Origin of the sequence: Halobellus captivus (genome assembly GCF_003697845.1) — an archaeon.
GTDB lineage: Archaea > Halobacteriota > Halobacteria > Halobacteriales > Haloferacaceae > Halorubrum > Halorubrum glutamatedens.
The window spans coordinates 114,238-129,312 of sequence record NZ_RDQE01000005.1 but is presented as its reverse complement, the minus strand read 5'-3'; the positions used below and the strand labels follow the sequence as shown (position 1 = coordinate 129,312).

Below are 15,075 nucleotides of genomic sequence, written 5' to 3'. Positions count from 1 at the left end.
TCGCCGGGCGGACCGTTTAATACGCGGGGGTCGAACCGTCCGTCGTGGACGAACTCGTCGTGCGCACCGAGGTGTACGCCGACCCGGAGACGGTGTACGAGTTCCTGTTGGACTTTCAGGGGTATGCACACTACTCCGAGTACCTCCGGGAGGTCCGGACGCTCGCGGGCGACGGCGGGCCCGGAACCCGCTACGCGCTCACCTTCGCCTGGTGGAAGCTCACCTACACCGCCCGCTCGGAGGTTACCGGCGTCGAGCCGCCGGAGCGGATCGACTGGAAGATCACGAAGGACATCGACGCGGGCGGCTGCTGGCGGGTGACGCCGATCGAGGACGATGACGCTGCGGAACCGACGAAGTGCGAGGTCGCCCTCGAGGTCGAGTTCGACCCCGGATCCGCCAGCTCCGACGCGCTCGACCTGCCGCGACTCGTCTCGTTCGACTGGGTGCTGAAGAAGGCGGTACCGCTGATTCGGGGGGAGGCCGAGCGGGTGGTCGAACGGGCCGTCAGGGACCTCGAAGGGTCGACGCGGGACGTCGACCTCGAGGTGTACGTCGACTCCGACCGGATCTGAGTGCGAGGCGGTCCGTGATTCGAAGCCCTTAAGATATTCACCGGGGAACGATCGGACGCGTACGAGGGCTCGTAGATCAGTGGTAGATCATCCCCCTGGCACGGGGAAGGCCCGGGGTTCAAATCCCCGCGAGTCCATGTTTTCGCGCCGCGGGCAACGTCGCGAGCGGCGCAAAACTGTTCCGAGCGGGATTTGAACCCTACCGGTCGCGCACAGCGAGCGAAGCGAGCGAGCACGTCCGGTTCCGGTTCAAAATCCCCGCGAGTCCACTCGACTCACTTCGTTCGTCTCGTTCCCTCGCTTGGTCCCGTTCGCTTCGCTCACGGGACCCCCGCGAGTCCGTTTCGACCCTTCGCGGAACCGCGATCCCATCCCCACAGTCCCCCGATCGAACCGCACAGCCCCGCACCTCACGCCTCCCCAGCCTCGGCGGGCGGGTCGTCGCGGGCACGCCGCTCCGACCCGCCGCCTCCCTCACGTTCGGTTCGCGGACGCGACCGCGTCCGCTCACCGGGTCTCGCCGACAGCACAACACCAAACGGATCGTCGTCCAGTCGTCCTATCGTCCCCGTCTATCGTCGGACTTCTAACCGCAACTCCACCTCTCCGCTGTCGGCGAGCGCGGCCACGAGGTCGCGGTCGAGGTCGGCGGCGGCCGCGTCGGCGTCGACGAGGACCGTCCGCTCGTCGTCGGTGTACTCGCTCGTCCGTGCCACCATCGACCGGTCGTCGACGAGCGCCAGTCCGGGATCGCCCCGGCCGACGACCGTCTCAGTGTACCTCTTCCCGTCGCCCTCGACCGTGATCGTCGCCGTGATCGTCGCGTTCGGGTCACGACAGGCCTCGCGGAACTCCGGGGAGAAGTCCCGTGGCGTCCGGTCGGCGTCGACGCCGAGGATACAGTCGCCGGCGAGGGTGAGCCAGTCGTCGGTCGTGAACTCGAAGGTGCTCGCGTGCTCGGCGGTGACGTTCTCGTGACCGCGTGCGCGGACGACCTCCACGTGTGATCCGTTCAGATCCGGCTCCGTCTCGGGGCCTGCGTCGGCGTCGCTCATGTTCGCCGGATCGGCGGCGACGCGACAAGTGGCCGTCGCTTCACGCGTCCGCGCCCTCGGCGAGCGCGGGGACGAGCCGGACCGGGTTCTTCGCGAAGACGCGCCGCATCAGGTCCTCGGAGACGTCGAGGGTCAACACCTCCATCACGCCGACGTTCGGGTGGACGTGGGGCGCGCCGGAGCCGAACACCACGCGGTCGGGGTGTTCCAACACCCCGCGCTCGAGGATCTCGCGGTAGCGCACGGCGCTGGTGTCGACGTAGAGGCGATCGTGTTCCTCGAGGAGGTCGAGCGTCCGGTTCATCAGCTCCGTGTCGAGCGGGTAGCCCCCGAAGCTGGCGAGCACGACCGGGAAGTCGTAGCCGAGAAGCTCGCGTTCGACCGCGTCGGGCGGGAAGCGCTTTCCGCCGTGGACGATCACGGGGAGGTCGGCCCCGTCCAGCCGCTCGAGCACGTCCGCGTTCGGCACCCCGTCGTGTGGCGGGACGAGCGTGAACCCGTGAAACCGGTCGTCGTAGGAGTACTGCTCGACGTCGTCGGGGCGGGCGTGATGGTCGTCGCGCTCGGCTCGGAGGTTCCGGATCGCGGAGACCGGGCCGCCGCCCGGATCTCTGGGGCCGTTGAGTCGGGCGAACGCGACGAACGGACGGTCGACCGAGAGGCGCGCGACCGCGTTGTTGGCGCGGAGGTAGCTCCGTCCGGGAGCGCGCCGGCCGGGGCTCGCGACCGCCCGGACGATCCCCGCCTGGTGCATCTCGCGTTCCAGACGCTCGGGCGTGATGTCCCGGCCGTGTGCTGCGACCGAGGCCTCGTCCGGGTCCAGCGAGGCGTGGGTATCGACGATCCGGAAGTCGTGTTCCAACCCGAGCATTCGCGTGAGTATCCCACGCGTGCCGCATGTGCCTGTCGGTCCGATGTCGGGAATCGGCTCGTCGACCGAGGCGTTCCCTTCGGGCGATTCTACCCGATCGAGAGCGATATGGATATATAGAACCGCTGACCGAGTATCCGCAACGTATGGCATCCCGTACTCAACCCCTGTACGTACTCTCCGAGGACAGCGAACGAACGCGCGGCCGCGCGGCCCAGGAGTCGAACGTCGCCGCCGGAAAGGCGGTCGCCGAGGCCGTCCGCACGACGCTCGGACCTCGCGGGATGGACAAGATGCTCGTCGACTCGACGGGTACAGTCGTCGTCACGAACGACGGCGCGACGATCCTTGACGAGATGGACATCGACCACCCCGCCGCCCAGATGATCGTCGAGGTCGCGGAGTCTCAAGAGGAGTCCGTCGGTGACGGGACCACCACGGCGGCCGTGCTGCTCGGCGAGCTGCTCTCGCGGGCGGAGGGCATGCTCGAGGACGACCTCCACCCGACGGTGATCGTCGAGGGGTACGCCGAGGCCGTCCGCCTCGCCGGGGAAGCGATCGACGGCCAGCTGCTCGACGTCGAGGTCGGGAGCGACCCCGCCGCCGACCTCCTCGCGTCGGTCGCGGAGTCGTCGATGACGGGCAAGGGAACCGGCGACGCCGCCGCCGCCGACCTCGCGGCGCTCGTCGTCGAGGCGATCGGTCGGGTCACGACCGACGACGGCGACGTCGACCGCGACGCGGTTCACGTCCACCCGCGGACCGGCGCCGGCTCCTCCGCGACCGAACTCGTCGACGGCGTGGTCATCGAGGAGGAGCCCGTCCACGACGGGATGCCCCACGAGGTCGAGAACGCCTCCGTCACGGTCCTCGAGACGAAACTCGAGGTTCGGCAGGGCGACGTCGACGCGGAGTACTCGATCACCTCCGTCGACGGACTCAACGCGGCCATCGAAGCGGAGGACGCCGAGCTTCGCGGATACGCGGACGCCCTCTCGGAAGCGGGCGTCGACGTCCTCTTCTGCCGGAAGAAGATCGACGACCGCGTGGCCGGCTACCTCGCCGACGCCGGGATCCTCGCGTTCGAGAGCGTGAAGTCCTCCGACGCGACCGACGTCGCCCGTGTGACTGGCGCGAAGCGACTCGGAACCCTCGAGGACGTCGAGGCGAGCGACCTCGGCCACGCCGAGTCGATCGCGGTCGAGGTCGACGGCGACGACGACGACCTCGTCTCCGTCCGCGGCGGCGACGCCTCCCGGGCGGTGACCCTCCTCGTGTATGGGTCCACCGAACACGTCGTCGACGAGCTCGAGCGCGCCGTGAACGACGCGGTCGACGCGGTCGTGGCCGCTCGCGACGCCGGGACCGTTCCGGGTGCGGGCGCGACAGAGGTCGCGATCGCCGCGCACCTCCGCGGGGCGGCGGCCTCCGTGGAGGGCCGCAAACAGCTCGCGATCGAGGCGTTCGCGGACGCCGTCGACGCGCTTCCGCGAACGCTCGCGGAGAACGCCGGCGCGGACCCGATCGACACGCTCGTCGACCTGCGGGCGACTCACGACCGCGACGGGCGGGCGGGCGTCATCGCCGACGGCCGGACCGCTCGCGTCGGCGATCCGCTCGAGGAGGGGATCGTCGACCCCGCCGCGGTGAAACGCGAGGCGGTCGACTCCGCGACCGAGGCGGCGCGGATGATCCTCCGAATCGACGACGTCATCTTCGCGGAGTAGTCGGAACCGCCGCGCCGTAGCCGCGTTCCTACGGCCCCGCCGTCGAAACGATCTTCACCACGTCCCCCTCCGAGAGGACGTGGTCCTCGCCGATCCGGCGGTTCGATCGGGCGTCGACCGCGTGGAGGTATCCCTCGCCGATGTCCGTGTGGACCGCGTACGCGAGGTCCGGCGGGGTGGCGCCCTCTGACAACAGGAACGCGTCAGGGAGGACGTTCCCCGTCCCGTCGGTCCATTTTCCGGCGTCCTGGACCGGGTAGACCGTGATCCGATCGAGGAGGTCGTAGACGGCCGCGTTCAACGCCGCCTGGACTCCCGTCCCGCCGAACCGACCCATCACCTCCCGGATCGCGTCGAGGCCGGCGCGCTGCTCGGCGGAGACGTCGCCGACGACCTCGAAGTCGGGGTCGCCGGGGTCATAGGAGACGACGCCGGCCTCGGCGGCCCGGCGGAGCGCGAGCTCGCCGTCGGCGGTCGCCGGAACGACCGGCTTGTCGGTCGCCTCACGGAGCCGGTCGAGGTTCTCCGGCGGCGCGACGTCGGCCTTGTTCGCGACGACGACCATGGGTTTCGTCCGCCGACGGATCTCCCGGGCCAGCGCCTCGCGATCCGCGTCGTCCCACCGCTTCGGGTCGTCGGGATACTCGAGGTCGCGGAGCACCGCGGCCACGTCGGCCTCCGTCGCGCCCACGCCGGTCAGCATCTCGGTGAGCGTCCCGTCGAGGTCGAAGTCGGGCGCGCGCGACTTCCGCTCGACGCCCTCCCAGTTGTCGCCGATCACGCCGGCGAGCCAGAGGTCCATCTCCTCCTCGATGAAGTCGACCTCCTCGACCGGGTCGTAACTGCCGACCTCGACGGGCTCGCCCTCCCGGTTCGTGCCGCCGGAGGCGTCGACGACGTTGAGGACGACGTCCGCGTTCGTCAGTTCGTCGAGGAACCGGTTTCCGAGCCCCTTTCCCTCGTGTGCGCCGGGGACGAGTCCGGCCACGTCGAGGAGTTCCACGGGGACGTATCGCGTCCCGTCGTGACAGCGGTCGTTCCCGCAGCGCTCCTCGCGGTCGAGACACGGGCACTCGGTGCGGACGGCGGTCACCCCGCGATTGGCGTCGATCGTCGTGAACGGGTAGTTCGCGACGTCGACGTCGGCCATCGTCGCGGCGGTATAGAAGGTGGACTTGCCGGCGTTCGGCTTCCCGGCGAGCGCGACCGTGAGCATGCTCGTGGGTCGCGGCCGCACGAAAAGCGCCTTTCGGTCGGTGGTCGCGGTGGCGTGTGCCCGTGAGCGCCCGACAGGGCGCGAGCCGGCCCGCGCGAGGGACGCGGCGAACGAAGTGAGCCGCGAGGCTGGGGAGGCGTGAGGTGCGGGGCCGTGCGGTGGTCTCCGTAGTGGATCTCAGTTGTCCCGTAGTGGACTTCAGCTATCCGCTACTTCCGCGCGACGATGCGGAGCACGTCCTCGTCGGCGAGTTCGTGGCCCTTCCCGACCTGCTGGTCGTCGTGTTTCGCGCTCGGCCCGGACACCCGCGCGAACTTGAACCGCTCGTCGAACTCGCCGCCGATCTTCTCGCAGGCGTCGCCGACGGTGTCGCCCTCGAAGAGCACCAGCGGCTCCTCGTAGTCGACGCCGCGTCCGGGCTTGTCCATGTAGATCCGGATGAGTCCGAGTTCCTCCCAGAGGCGCTCTTTGAGGCCGTCGAGCCCGAGCTCCTCCTCGGCGGAGATGAAGAGCACGTCGTCCGGGTCGAGGTCGCGCTCGCGGAGTTCCTTCTTCACCGTCGGGAGGTAGGACTTGTCGATGAGGTCCGCCTTGTTCACCGTCACCATCGACGGGAGGTACTCGCGGTTGTCCATCACGGCGTCGACCAGCTCGTCGATCGTAAGGTCGTGCGGGATCGTCACCTTCGCGTTGACGTAGCCGTACTCGCGTAGCACCTGTTTGACGGTGTCCTCGTCGAGGCTCACGTCGTCGCTGGTCGTCACCCCGATCCCGTCCTTGTGGGTCTTCCGGATGTTGATGTTCGGCGGCTCCGTGTCGAGCCGGATGTTGGTTTCGTACAGCTCCTCGCGGAGCCGGTCGTACTGCTCGATCTCGAACACGGAGAGCATGAACACGACGAGGTCCGCGGTCCGGACGACCGACAACACTTCCTTGCCGCCGCCGCGACCTCCCGCGGCCCCCTCGATCAGTCCGGGAACGTCGAGGATCTGAATGTTCGCGCCGCGGTACTTCAACATGCCCGGGTTGACGTCGAGCGTCGTGAACTCGTAGGAGCCGACCTCGCTGTCGGCGTTGGTGAGGGCGTTGATCAGCGTGGACTTTCCCACGCTCGGGAACCCGACGAGCGCGACGGTGGCGTCGCCGTGCTTCTCGACGGCGTATCCGTGGCCGCCGCCGGCGGAGGACTGGTTCTCCAGTTTCTCCTTTTTCTCCGCGAGTTTCGCCTTCAACCGCCCGATGTGTGCCTCGGTGGCCTTGTTGTAGGGCGTGTTCGCGATCTCCTCGCGGAGGTCCTCTATCTCTGCTTCCAGTCCCATCGGTACCATCTCGGCCGCTCGACTCGTTAAAAGTGTTCCTTCGACGGCCGCCGGGCCCCGATCGCCGCCTCGCTTCGGTCGCCGTCGAACCGCGTCGACTGCCGTCCGACGGTCTCGGCCGTCCGGTCCCGTCTGGTCACCCGGACGTCACTACGGCTATTGGGGGGGACACGTTACTGGAGAGACATTTCGACACGGTTATGCGTCGGTCGCTCCTCGCGGCACACGTCGAATGCCCGACGCCTCGACGTTCCGCGATAGCACGCAGATCCTGCTTCCCGCCTGCGCGATCGACGGGCTCCGGGACGGACTCGAGGAGCGATTCACCCTGACGATCGTCGAGGCCGGCGACCGGTGTCGGATCATCGGAAGCCCGGTCGAGATCAAGGACGCGAGCGCGTACCTCTCACGCAACGGCGTCTCGATCGCGTGAGAACGGGATCGGTTCGGAGCGTACGCCCGACCCGAAAAACGCGACTGGACGCGAACCCCTCAACCGCCGATCCATGACGCCGACGATCAGCCGATGACGCCGACGAGGAGCTGAACGGCGATCAACACGAGGAAGACCAGCCCGGCCGCGAACGACCCGGCCGCGACGCCGTGTGCGTTTCCGAGTCCCCGACCGCGCACGCCGAAGTACGCTCCGAGAAAGACGAAGCCGGTGAGGAGCAGTCCGACGACGGCGTACAGAACTCCGAGGAGCGAGTCGGCGAAGCCCTCGACGAACGCGAAGTTTCCGACCGAGAGGACGACGAGCGCGCCGACGCCGAGCGCGATGACGACGAACGCGATCGACCACACGGCCGGCGTCCTCACGACCTCCGCCAGCCGCCGGGTGATCGCGGTGTACCTGTCCTCCGACTCGTCGGTTCCCGGCGCGCGCTGCCCGCCGATCCGAGCGGCGGCGACGAACGTGGCCAGGACGAGCAGCCCCATCAGCGCCGTACTCAAGAGGGTAAGCGAAACCATGATTTCCTCGTTACTACCCGGTCCGGACGCGTGTACAAATAGCCTTCGTATGCGCCTCCGTGAGACTCGCGACGCCGGCGTACACAAGAGCTAAGTGCGCCATCACCAAGGGAACGATAAGAGCTGAGAGACGAACATGATAGACCCAATTACCCTACAACAAGGGACCGACTGGCGGGCACAAGCGGAGGTGTTCGACGAGATATTCTTCGTCTTCCTCACGCTGGGCACGGTCGTCGGCATCATCGTGGTCTCGTACACGTTGTGGAACGTCTACAAATATCGCGACGACGGCAGCGAACCGTCCGACGACTTCGACGCGCCGGTGGTCGGAGAGCTGCCCACCGGACAGGGCGGCCCGAAGGCGAAGAAGCTCTTCCTCTCGTTCGGACTGAGCGCGATCGTCGTCATCAGTCTCGTCGTGTACGCGTACGGACTGCTCCTCTACGTCGAGGACGGTCCCGACACGGGCGAGGAGGGTGACATCGAGATCACCGTCGAGGGATACCAGTTCGGCTGGGAGTACTTCTACCCCAACGGCCATTCGGAGATGAACGAACTCGTCGTTCCCGCGGACCAGCGGATCGACCTGAAGATAACCTCACGGGACGTGTGGCACAACTTCGGATCCTCCGAGTTACGGATAAAATCCGACGCCATCCCCGGTGAGACCAGCGAGACCTGGTTCACCGTGAGTTCCGAGGAGGTCGAGGAACGGGGCGGCGAGGCGACCTATCTCGTCGAGTGCTTCGAACTCTGCGGCTCCGGCCACTCGGCGATGAAGGGCCAGATCACCGTCCTTCCCCAGGACGAGTGGGAGGAGTGGTACGCGGGCACCGGCGACGACTCGGCGGACGCCAACAGTTCGAGCGTCGAGGGTGACCTCGCTAACCCGCGCGTTACGGGTTCGGACGTCGGAGGTGTCTCCGCATGAGCGAGCTCCCGCCGACGACCTCGGTCCGCCGCTGGCTCGTCACGACCAACCACAAGGACATCGGGATCCTCTACCTGATCACGGCGCTGTTCTTCCTGCTCTTCGGCGGGGTTCTGGCGCTTCTGATCCGCGTCCAGCTGTGGGACCCAGCCAACCAGGTCCTCTCCGGGCTGGCGTACAACGAAGCGGTCACCGCCCACGGGTTGATCATGGTGTTCTGGTTCCTCTCGCCGTTCGCGTTCGGCTTCGCGAACTACTTCGTTCCGCTCCAGATCGGCGCCGACGACCTCGCGTTCCCCCGGCTGAACGCCCTCTCCTACTGGATGTATCTCTTCTCGGGGATCCTGCTGGCGGTGAGCTTCTTCCAGGGCGGCACGCTGAGTGCCGGCTGGACGATGTACGCGCCGCTCAACGTCCCGATGTACACGCCGAGCATCGGCTCGACCGGGGCGGTGTTGGCGCTCGCGATGTTCGTCATCGGCGTCACCGCGTCGACGGTGAACTTCCTCACCTCGATCCACCACTCGCGTGCGGAGGGGATGGGCATCATGGACATGCCGATGTTCACGTGGTCGATGCTCGCGACCGTCTGGATGATGCTCTTCGCCTTCGCCGCGGTGCTTGCCGTCGGGCTCATTCTCGCGTCCGACCGGGTGCTCGGGAGCGTCTACTTCTCGGCGACCGAGGGGGGATCCCTGCTGTGGGGTCACCTCTTCTGGTTCTTCGGACATCCCGAGGTGTACATCGTCTTCTTCCCCGCCTTGGGAGTCATGCTCGAGCTGTTCCAGACGTTCTCCGGCCGTCGGCTCGTCGGCCGCAAGTGGGTCATCATCGCCATCTGTCTGATCTCCGTTCAGTCGTTCCTCGTGTGGATGCACCACATGTTCCTGACGACGATCAATCTCGAGATCAAGACGCTGATGATGGCGACGACCATCGGGATCTCGTTGCCGTTCGACCTGATCGTCTTCTCGCTCATCTACACGCTGATGAAGGGCCGCATCCAGTTCACCACGCCGTTCCTGTTCGCGTTCGGCGCGCTGTTGCTGTTCATCCTCGGGGGAATCACGGGCGTCTTCCTCGGCGCCATCGTCCTCGACTACGAGTTCCGCGGCACCTACTGGGTTGTCGCGCACTTCCACTACGTCATGTTCGGCGGCGCGACCGCGCTGTTCGGCGGGGCCTACTACTGGTTCCCGAAGATGACGGGGAAGATGTACGACGAGTTCCTCGGCAAGGTCCACTTCGCCGTGTTCTTCATCGGCTTCAACGCCGTCTACGCCTCCATGTTCCTCGGGTGGGAGACGCCCCGTCGGGTGTTCGAGTACAACCCCGAGTTCCAGCTCTTCCACCAGATCGGGACGATCGGGGCGTTCCTGCTCGGGTTCTCCTTCTTCATCATGTTCTACAACTTCCTGAAGTCGTTCGTCTCGGGTCCCGAGGCGGGCGATAATCCGTGGGACTACTCGCGGACGGCGGAGTGGGCGGTTTCCTCGCCGCCGCCGCTGGAGAACTGGCCGAACCGCCCCTCCTACGCCTCCGGGAAACTGGAGTTCGTGAAGGATTATATTCCGGACGGCGGTCCGGCGGTGAAAGCCGACGAGAACGGCAACGCCGCCACCGACGGCGGCGACAGCCACTCCGATCACATCCGCGAGTATCCGTACTGGGACAAACACCCGAGCCACGCGAGCATCTGGCCGATCGCGCTCTCGTTCGCGACGCTCGTTATGTTCCTCGGGCTGTCCGGGTTCAACGACTCGATCTCGATCGGGGTTGCCGACTCGCTGGCGACGACGCCGGTGACGATCAGCAACCCGGTGTATCCCGCGTTGGCGGCCCTCGGGTTGCTCGGGCTCGTGTACACCGGCGTGAAGTGGGGACTGGAGGACTTCTACGCGCCGCCGTCCGAGTTCGCCGAGCGGTGGCCGTTCAACGGCGTCGAGAAGGTGAAACTGGGGATGTGGTTCTTCCTGGCCTCGGACGTGATCGTGTTCGGCGCGTTCATCTCGGCGGCGGTGTTCATCCGGTACAACGCCGGGTGGCGGGAGTGGTCGCCGCTGACCGAGTCGCTGCCGGGACTGATCAACACGTTCGTGTTGTTGACCTCGTCGTTCACGGTGATCCTCGCGCTGGTGGCGGCCCACCGCAACAGCCGGAAGGGGCTGCTCGCGTCGCTCGGGACGACGATCGCGTTGGGGCTGACGTTCCTCGCGATCAAGATGTGGGAGTGGCACCACGAGATCTACGACGTGGGCGTCACGATCGCGGAGAACTCCCACGGCGACCCGGTCCAGGCGTCGATCTACTACGTGACGACGGGATTGCACGGCGTCCACGTGGTCGGCGGGCTGTTGATCGCCGGGTTCCTGTTCTACCGGGCGTGGCACGGACACTACATGGACGACGAGCGGCCGATCGAGTACTTCGGGCTCTACTGGCACTTCGTCGACATCGTCTGGGTCTTCCTCTTCCCGCTCTTCTACCTCTTCTGAGGTAGCGGGGTTCTCTCTCGTTTTGCGGCGTGACGACTCGTTCGTACTCCCGAGTCACTCCGCCGGCGGATCGTTCTGAAGTCGCCGGGCGATCACGGTGAACAACCCGAGCCCGACGAGGTAGAGCCGCCATCCGCGCCCCGCGACCGGGAAACGCCGGTCTATCGTCTCCGCCTCCGCGAGCGCCTCCGGGTCGTCCGGCTCGACCGGGTTGTTCACGTGGACCGACTGCGTGGTTCCCGTGCTCCCGGCGTCGACCCGCCGGCTCCCCGTCTCCGGGTCGAGATCGACATCGACGAACGTCTGGACCAGGCCGTCGACCGAGGACCAGAACAGCTCGCCCTCCAGTCGGAAGAAGGAGTCGTGGAGCGGCCACAGAACGTTCACGCCGTCGAGGTGCGCCCAATCGAGCGAGACGTGTGCGAAGACGTGGACGAAAAGCGCCACCCAGGCGATCCGGACGCCGCGCTCCGTGACGCGTTCGCGGAGGAGGGACTGTCCGCGCATCCGGGTGTCGTAGTAGATCAGGAACGCGGCCGCCGCCGGGAACGTGAAGTTGTGACCGACGGTTCGATGCGCTCCGGACATGACCGGACCGAGAAACGAGTCGGCCTCGGGCAGGAGGACCACGGCGAGGACGACCGCGAGCGCCCGCCGGTCGTAGTCGCCCCGCAACAGTCCCGCCGCGAGCACCAGCGCGAACCCGGCGTGGACGATCGTGGAGACCATCTATCGGCTCGTCTCCTTCACGGATCCCTCCGGAGCGGCCTCGGTTCCCGCTCGTGTCCACGGTCGGAACCGGACCGCGAGCGACGCGACCGCGCTCGCGACGACGACCGCCTGCCACCCGGCGTCGACGAGGACGAGCCGCCGCTCGCTTCCGAGCGCGAGCCCCGGCCGGCCGTCGGGGTTCACCCACGTCGGGACGGCGTGCGTTTCGGTCGTCCCCGGGCTCTCGAACGGGAGGACGCCGGGGGCGTCGGCGGTCGTCGAGACGAACGTCTGTACGACGCCGTCCTGCGTCGAGAACAGCAGGAGGCCGTCGACGACGTAGTAGACGTTCTCGACGGGGTACAGCAGGCTCACGCCCGGTTCGGCGAAGAGGTCCGGGGCGATCCCGGCGAGCGCGAACCCGGCGAGCGCGACCCAACCGATCCGCACGCCCCGCCAGCCGTACCGCTCGCGGAGAACGGACCGGTCGCGAAGCGCCGTGTCCCAGTAGAGGAGCCCCGCGAGCGCGATCGGGACCCAGACGTTGTGAGCGAGCGCGTTCGTCGCGCCAGCGATCGCGAGGCTTGCGACCGCGTCGAGGTTCGGTAGGAGGGCGGCCGCGACGACGACCGCGACCGATCGCCGGTCGAACGCCGGTCCGAGGAGCGCCGCCGCGAGCAACGCGCCGAGCGCGGCGTTGAGGAGGGTCGGTGCCATTGGCGGTTCCTTCGGTCCCGCGAGGATAAGCCCTCGGGCGGGGGACGGAGCGGCCGCCGCCTCGTGCGTTCCGACGAACGCCGACCGAAGCTATTCCGGTCTCGATCCCGAACGGTCGCGTGATGAAGGTCGGACTCCTCTCGGACGTCCACGCGAACCTGCCCGCGCTGGAGGCGGTGCTCGAGGACATGCCGCCGGTCGAGACGGTCGTCTGTGCCGGCGACGTGATCGGCTACAACCCGTGGCCCGCCGAGTGTCTCGCGCGCGTTCGCGAGGTCTCCGCGGCGACGGTTCGCGGCAACCACGACCGGACCGTCGAGACGCCCGAGCGGTACCGCGCCAACCGGATGGCCGAGGCCGGGCTCGAACACGCGAAACGCGAACTTTCGACGGAGGGTCTCGCGTGGCTCGCCTCGCTTCCGCGAGCGACGTGGTTCGCGGACGGCCGATACCATCTGGTCCACTCGCATCCCGCGCCCGATCGCGAGGACGCGTACGTCTACCCCGAGGAGTTCCCGGCGCTCGACCGGCACCTCGACGCGCTCGCCGACGATGCGCCGGACGACGCGGGAGGCGACCGCGACTCGAGCGGTGACCGTGGCTCGGGCGGCGACTTCGACGGCCTCGTGCTCGGTCACACCCACGTCCAGGGGGCCCGGTCGATCGACGGACGGCTCGTCGTCAATCCGGGAAGCGTCGGCCAGCCCCGCGACGGCGACCCGGACGCCGCCTACGCGGTGCTCGACGTCGACGCCGGCGAGGTCGACCTCAGACGGGTCGCCTACGACGTCGACCGCGTCGCCGAGGCGGTCGAGCGCGAGGGGTTGCCGGAGCGGACCGGCGAACGGCTGTATCGCGGGGAGTGACGACGCGGAATCGACCGTCCGGTCAGGGCCAGTAGCCCGCGACGAGGAGCAGGTTCCTGCCGGCCGCGAGAAGCGATATCGCGCCGACGCCCGCACACATCACCGTGGCCACGAGCCGGCGGCTCCCGCCCGCGACCGCGACCGGGATCCCGATCACGACCATCCCGAGCGCCTTCGTGACCAACATGCCGCGGAGCGGGCCGAGCCACGTGATGAACGTCCTGCCGACCGGCGACCCCTCGACGAACTCGCCCGTCGAGATCGCGAGGTACGTCGACCACACGTCGGCGACGGTGCCGACGAGGAGGAGGGCGATCGCGGCGACGAGGCGTCCGGACACGACCGGACGCACGCGCCCGGCGAGCATAAATTCCCTGACCGCCGGCCGTCGACGCGGCTGGTCGAGGGACGCGCACACCTCATGGACATTTAACCCCGTCCGACTCGTAGCACCGACAATGAGTGCTTCCGACGAGAACGCTTACGACGTCGCGGTCGTTGGCGGCGGTCCGGCCGGATTGACGACGGCGCTGTACGGCGCGCGACTCGGCCACGAGACGGTGCTGATCGACCGCGGCGGCGGCCGCGCCGCGATGATGGCCGACACCCACAACGTGATCGGCGTCACCGAGGAGACCTCCGGCAACGAGTTCCTCGCGACCGCCCGCGAGCAGGTGGCTTCCTACGGCGGCGACTTCGAGCGCGGGTTCGTCGAGTCGATAGACAGGATCGACGACGAGGAGGACGGCGACGACCGCTTCAGGCTCGTCGCCGGCGACGACGAGTTCACGGCCGAGCGGGTCGTGCTCGCGACCGGGTTCTCCGATAAGCGACCCGATCCCCCCCTGCCCCGCACCGGCAAGGGACTCCACTACTGTCTCCACTGTGACGCGTACATGTTCGTCGACGAGCCGGTGTACGTGATGGGCCACGGCGAGGCGGCCGCCCACGTCGCGATGATCATGCTCAACGTCACCGACGACGTGGACCTGTTGACCCGCGGGGCGGAGCCGACCTGGAGCGACGAGACCGCGGCACAGCTCGAGGCACACCCGATCGAGGTGGTCCACGAGGAGGTGTCGGGCGTCGAGAACGACCCCGACTCCGGCTGGCTGGAGGCCCTGGAGTTCGAGGACGGCACCCGTCGGGAGTACCGCGGCGGGTTCCCGATGTACGGCTCCGACTACAACACCGCCCTCGCGGAGTCGCTCGGCTGTGAGCTGACCGAGGACGGCCGGATCGACGTCGACGACCACGGCCGCACGAGCGTCGACGGCGTCTTCGCGGTCGGCGACGTCACCCCCGGTCACAACCAGATCCCGGTCGCGATGGGTCAGGGCGCGAAGGCCGGCCTCGCGATCCACAAGGAGATCCGCGAGTTCCCGCGTTCGAAGGAGACCATCGCGCGCGACGGCCCCGTGAGCGAGGCGGAGGTGCCCGCCATCTCGCCGGAGCTTCTGGCGACCGCCGTCGCCCACGAGGGCCACGCCGGCGGGCCGCGGGGGTCGCCGTCGGCGGAGGCGGCGGCGGACGACGACTGAATCGGGTCGGTCGTAGGAGGCCGGCGGCTCCCGACCCGGATCGACGACCCGACGAGTGAGACGCGACGCCAACCCT

Annotated in this window: 15 protein-coding genes and 1 tRNA gene; 8 read left to right on the top strand and 8 right to left on the bottom strand. The window is 68.0% G+C overall.

Going from position 1 to position 15,075, the window contains the following annotated elements; translation table 11 throughout:
- The first annotated feature begins 44 nt into the window (after positions 1 to 44).
- Positions 45 to 575: an SRPBCC family protein gene (locus EAO78_RS07450; protein ID WP_122105224.1), complete on the top strand. Its 531-nt coding sequence runs from the start codon at positions 45 to 47 to the stop codon at positions 573 to 575.
- 65 nt (positions 576 to 640) lie between these two features.
- A tRNA-Ala gene (locus EAO78_RS07445) sits at positions 641 to 712 on the top strand.
- A 435-nt stretch (positions 713 to 1,147) separates the two neighbouring features.
- Here the strand turns inward: EAO78_RS07445 and EAO78_RS07440 are convergent.
- On the bottom strand, positions 1,148 to 1,630 hold the full coding sequence (locus EAO78_RS07440; RefSeq protein ID WP_122105223.1) for a DUF371 domain-containing protein: 483 nt from the start codon (positions 1,628 to 1,630) through the stop codon (positions 1,148 to 1,150).
- Between the two features lie 40 nt (positions 1,631 to 1,670).
- On the bottom strand, positions 1,671 to 2,501 hold the full coding sequence (locus tag EAO78_RS07435) for an amidohydrolase family protein (RefSeq protein WP_122105222.1): 831 nt from the start codon (positions 2,499 to 2,501) through the stop codon (positions 1,671 to 1,673).
- Between the two features lie 146 nt (positions 2,502 to 2,647).
- Here EAO78_RS07435 and thsA point away from each other — a divergent pair, with 146 nt between their 5' ends.
- The gene (gene thsA / locus EAO78_RS07430; RefSeq protein ID WP_122105221.1) at positions 2,648 to 4,228 is read left to right on the top strand and encodes a thermosome subunit alpha; all 1,581 of its coding nucleotides are present in this window, start codon (positions 2,648 to 2,650) and stop codon (positions 4,226 to 4,228) included.
- Positions 4,229 to 4,256: 28 nt separating this feature from the next.
- Here thsA and EAO78_RS07425 read toward each other — a convergent pair whose 3' ends face one another.
- Positions 4,257 to 5,444: a redox-regulated ATPase YchF gene (locus EAO78_RS07425; protein WP_122105220.1), complete on the bottom strand. Its 1,188-nt coding sequence runs from the start codon at positions 5,442 to 5,444 to the stop codon at positions 4,257 to 4,259.
- 209 nt (positions 5,445 to 5,653) lie between these two features.
- The gene (locus EAO78_RS07420; RefSeq protein ID WP_122105219.1) at positions 5,654 to 6,763 is read right to left on the bottom strand and encodes an OBG GTPase family GTP-binding protein; all 1,110 of its coding nucleotides are present in this window, start codon (positions 6,761 to 6,763) and stop codon (positions 5,654 to 5,656) included.
- 232 nt (positions 6,764 to 6,995) lie between these two features.
- On the opposite strand from EAO78_RS07420, the gene EAO78_RS07415 reads away from it, so the two are divergent.
- Positions 6,996 to 7,196, top strand: a complete 201-nt coding sequence (locus EAO78_RS07415; protein ID WP_122105218.1) for a VNG_1110C family protein — start codon at positions 6,996 to 6,998, stop codon at positions 7,194 to 7,196.
- 86 nt (positions 7,197 to 7,282) lie between these two features.
- On the opposite strand, the gene EAO78_RS07410 is transcribed toward EAO78_RS07415, so the two are convergent.
- Positions 7,283 to 7,735 (bottom strand): hypothetical protein, encoded by a 453-nt coding sequence (locus tag EAO78_RS07410; RefSeq protein WP_122105217.1) that lies wholly within the window; start codon positions 7,733 to 7,735, stop codon positions 7,283 to 7,285.
- 136 nt (positions 7,736 to 7,871) lie between these two features.
- On the opposite strand from EAO78_RS07410, the gene coxB reads away from it, so the two are divergent.
- Together coxB and EAO78_RS07400 are read left to right on the top strand one after the other, a co-directional pair.
- Entirely contained in the window at positions 7,872 to 8,669 is a 798-nt protein-coding gene (gene coxB, locus EAO78_RS07405; RefSeq protein WP_122105216.1) for a cytochrome c oxidase subunit II, read from the top strand.
- Positions 8,666 to 11,164, top strand: coding sequence for a cbb3-type cytochrome c oxidase subunit I (locus EAO78_RS07400; RefSeq protein ID WP_122105215.1), 2,499 nt, complete (start codon positions 8,666 to 8,668; stop codon positions 11,162 to 11,164). Before coxB ends, EAO78_RS07400 begins: the two co-directional genes overlap by 4 nt.
- Positions 11,165 to 11,218: 54 nt before the next feature.
- Here the strand turns inward: EAO78_RS07400 and EAO78_RS07395 are convergent, their stop codons facing one another.
- Together EAO78_RS07395 and EAO78_RS07390 are read right to left on the bottom strand one after the other, a co-directional pair.
- A complete protein-coding gene (locus EAO78_RS07395; protein ID WP_122105214.1) occupies positions 11,219 to 11,893 on the bottom strand; it encodes a metal-dependent hydrolase in 675 nt (224 codons plus the stop codon).
- Positions 11,894 to 12,592 carry a hypothetical protein gene (locus EAO78_RS07390; RefSeq protein WP_122105213.1) on the bottom strand — a complete coding sequence of 233 codons (699 nt, stop codon included), beginning with the start codon at positions 12,590 to 12,592 and terminating at the stop codon, positions 11,894 to 11,896. It abuts the gene before it with no gap.
- A 122-nt stretch (positions 12,593 to 12,714) separates the two neighbouring features.
- On the opposite strand from EAO78_RS07390, the gene EAO78_RS07385 reads away from it, so the two are divergent.
- Entirely contained in the window at positions 12,715 to 13,458 is a 744-nt protein-coding gene (locus EAO78_RS07385) for a metallophosphoesterase family protein (RefSeq protein WP_122105212.1), read from the top strand.
- Positions 13,459 to 13,480: 22 nt separating this feature from the next.
- Here the strand turns inward: EAO78_RS07385 and EAO78_RS07380 are convergent, their stop codons facing one another.
- Positions 13,481 to 13,798: a hypothetical protein gene (locus tag EAO78_RS07380; protein ID WP_122105211.1), complete on the bottom strand. Its 318-nt coding sequence runs from the start codon at positions 13,796 to 13,798 to the stop codon at positions 13,481 to 13,483.
- Between the two features lie 118 nt (positions 13,799 to 13,916).
- Here EAO78_RS07380 and EAO78_RS07375 point away from each other — a divergent pair, with 118 nt between their 5' ends.
- On the top strand, positions 13,917 to 14,999 hold the full coding sequence (locus EAO78_RS07375) for an NAD(P)/FAD-dependent oxidoreductase (RefSeq protein ID WP_122105210.1): 1,083 nt from the start codon (positions 13,917 to 13,919) through the stop codon (positions 14,997 to 14,999).
- The last annotated feature ends 76 nt before the right edge of the window (positions 15,000 to 15,075 follow it).

Coding starts and splice junctions, on each gene's coding strand:
- EAO78_RS07435 (WP_122105222.1), bottom strand. CDS start 2,501: ATGCTCGGGTTGGAACACGACTTCCGGATCGTCGATACCCACGCCTCG.
- EAO78_RS07385 (WP_122105212.1), top strand. CDS start 12,715: ATGAAGGTCGGACTCCTCTCGGACGTCCACGCGAACCTGCCCGCGCTG.
- EAO78_RS07395 (WP_122105214.1), bottom strand. CDS start 11,893: ATGGTCTCCACGATCGTCCACGCCGGGTTCGCGCTGGTGCTCGCGGCG.
- EAO78_RS07410 (WP_122105217.1), bottom strand. CDS start 7,735: ATGGTTTCGCTTACCCTCTTGAGTACGGCGCTGATGGGGCTGCTCGTC.
- coxB (WP_122105216.1), top strand. CDS start 7,872: ATGATAGACCCAATTACCCTACAACAAGGGACCGACTGGCGGGCACAA.
- EAO78_RS07390 (WP_122105213.1), bottom strand. CDS start 12,592: ATGGCACCGACCCTCCTCAACGCCGCGCTCGGCGCGTTGCTCGCGGCG.
- EAO78_RS07400 (WP_122105215.1), top strand. CDS start 8,666: ATGAGCGAGCTCCCGCCGACGACCTCGGTCCGCCGCTGGCTCGTCACG.
- thsA (WP_122105221.1), top strand. CDS start 2,648: ATGGCATCCCGTACTCAACCCCTGTACGTACTCTCCGAGGACAGCGAA.
- EAO78_RS07415 (WP_122105218.1), top strand. CDS start 6,996: ATGCCCGACGCCTCGACGTTCCGCGATAGCACGCAGATCCTGCTTCCC.
- EAO78_RS07375 (WP_122105210.1), top strand. CDS start 13,917: ATGAGTGCTTCCGACGAGAACGCTTACGACGTCGCGGTCGTTGGCGGC.
- EAO78_RS07440 (WP_122105223.1), bottom strand. CDS start 1,630: ATGAGCGACGCCGACGCAGGCCCCGAGACGGAGCCGGATCTGAACGGA.
- EAO78_RS07420 (WP_122105219.1), bottom strand. CDS start 6,763: ATGGGACTGGAAGCAGAGATAGAGGACCTCCGCGAGGAGATCGCGAAC.
- EAO78_RS07425 (WP_122105220.1), bottom strand. CDS start 5,444: ATGCTCACGGTCGCGCTCGCCGGGAAGCCGAACGCCGGCAAGTCCACC.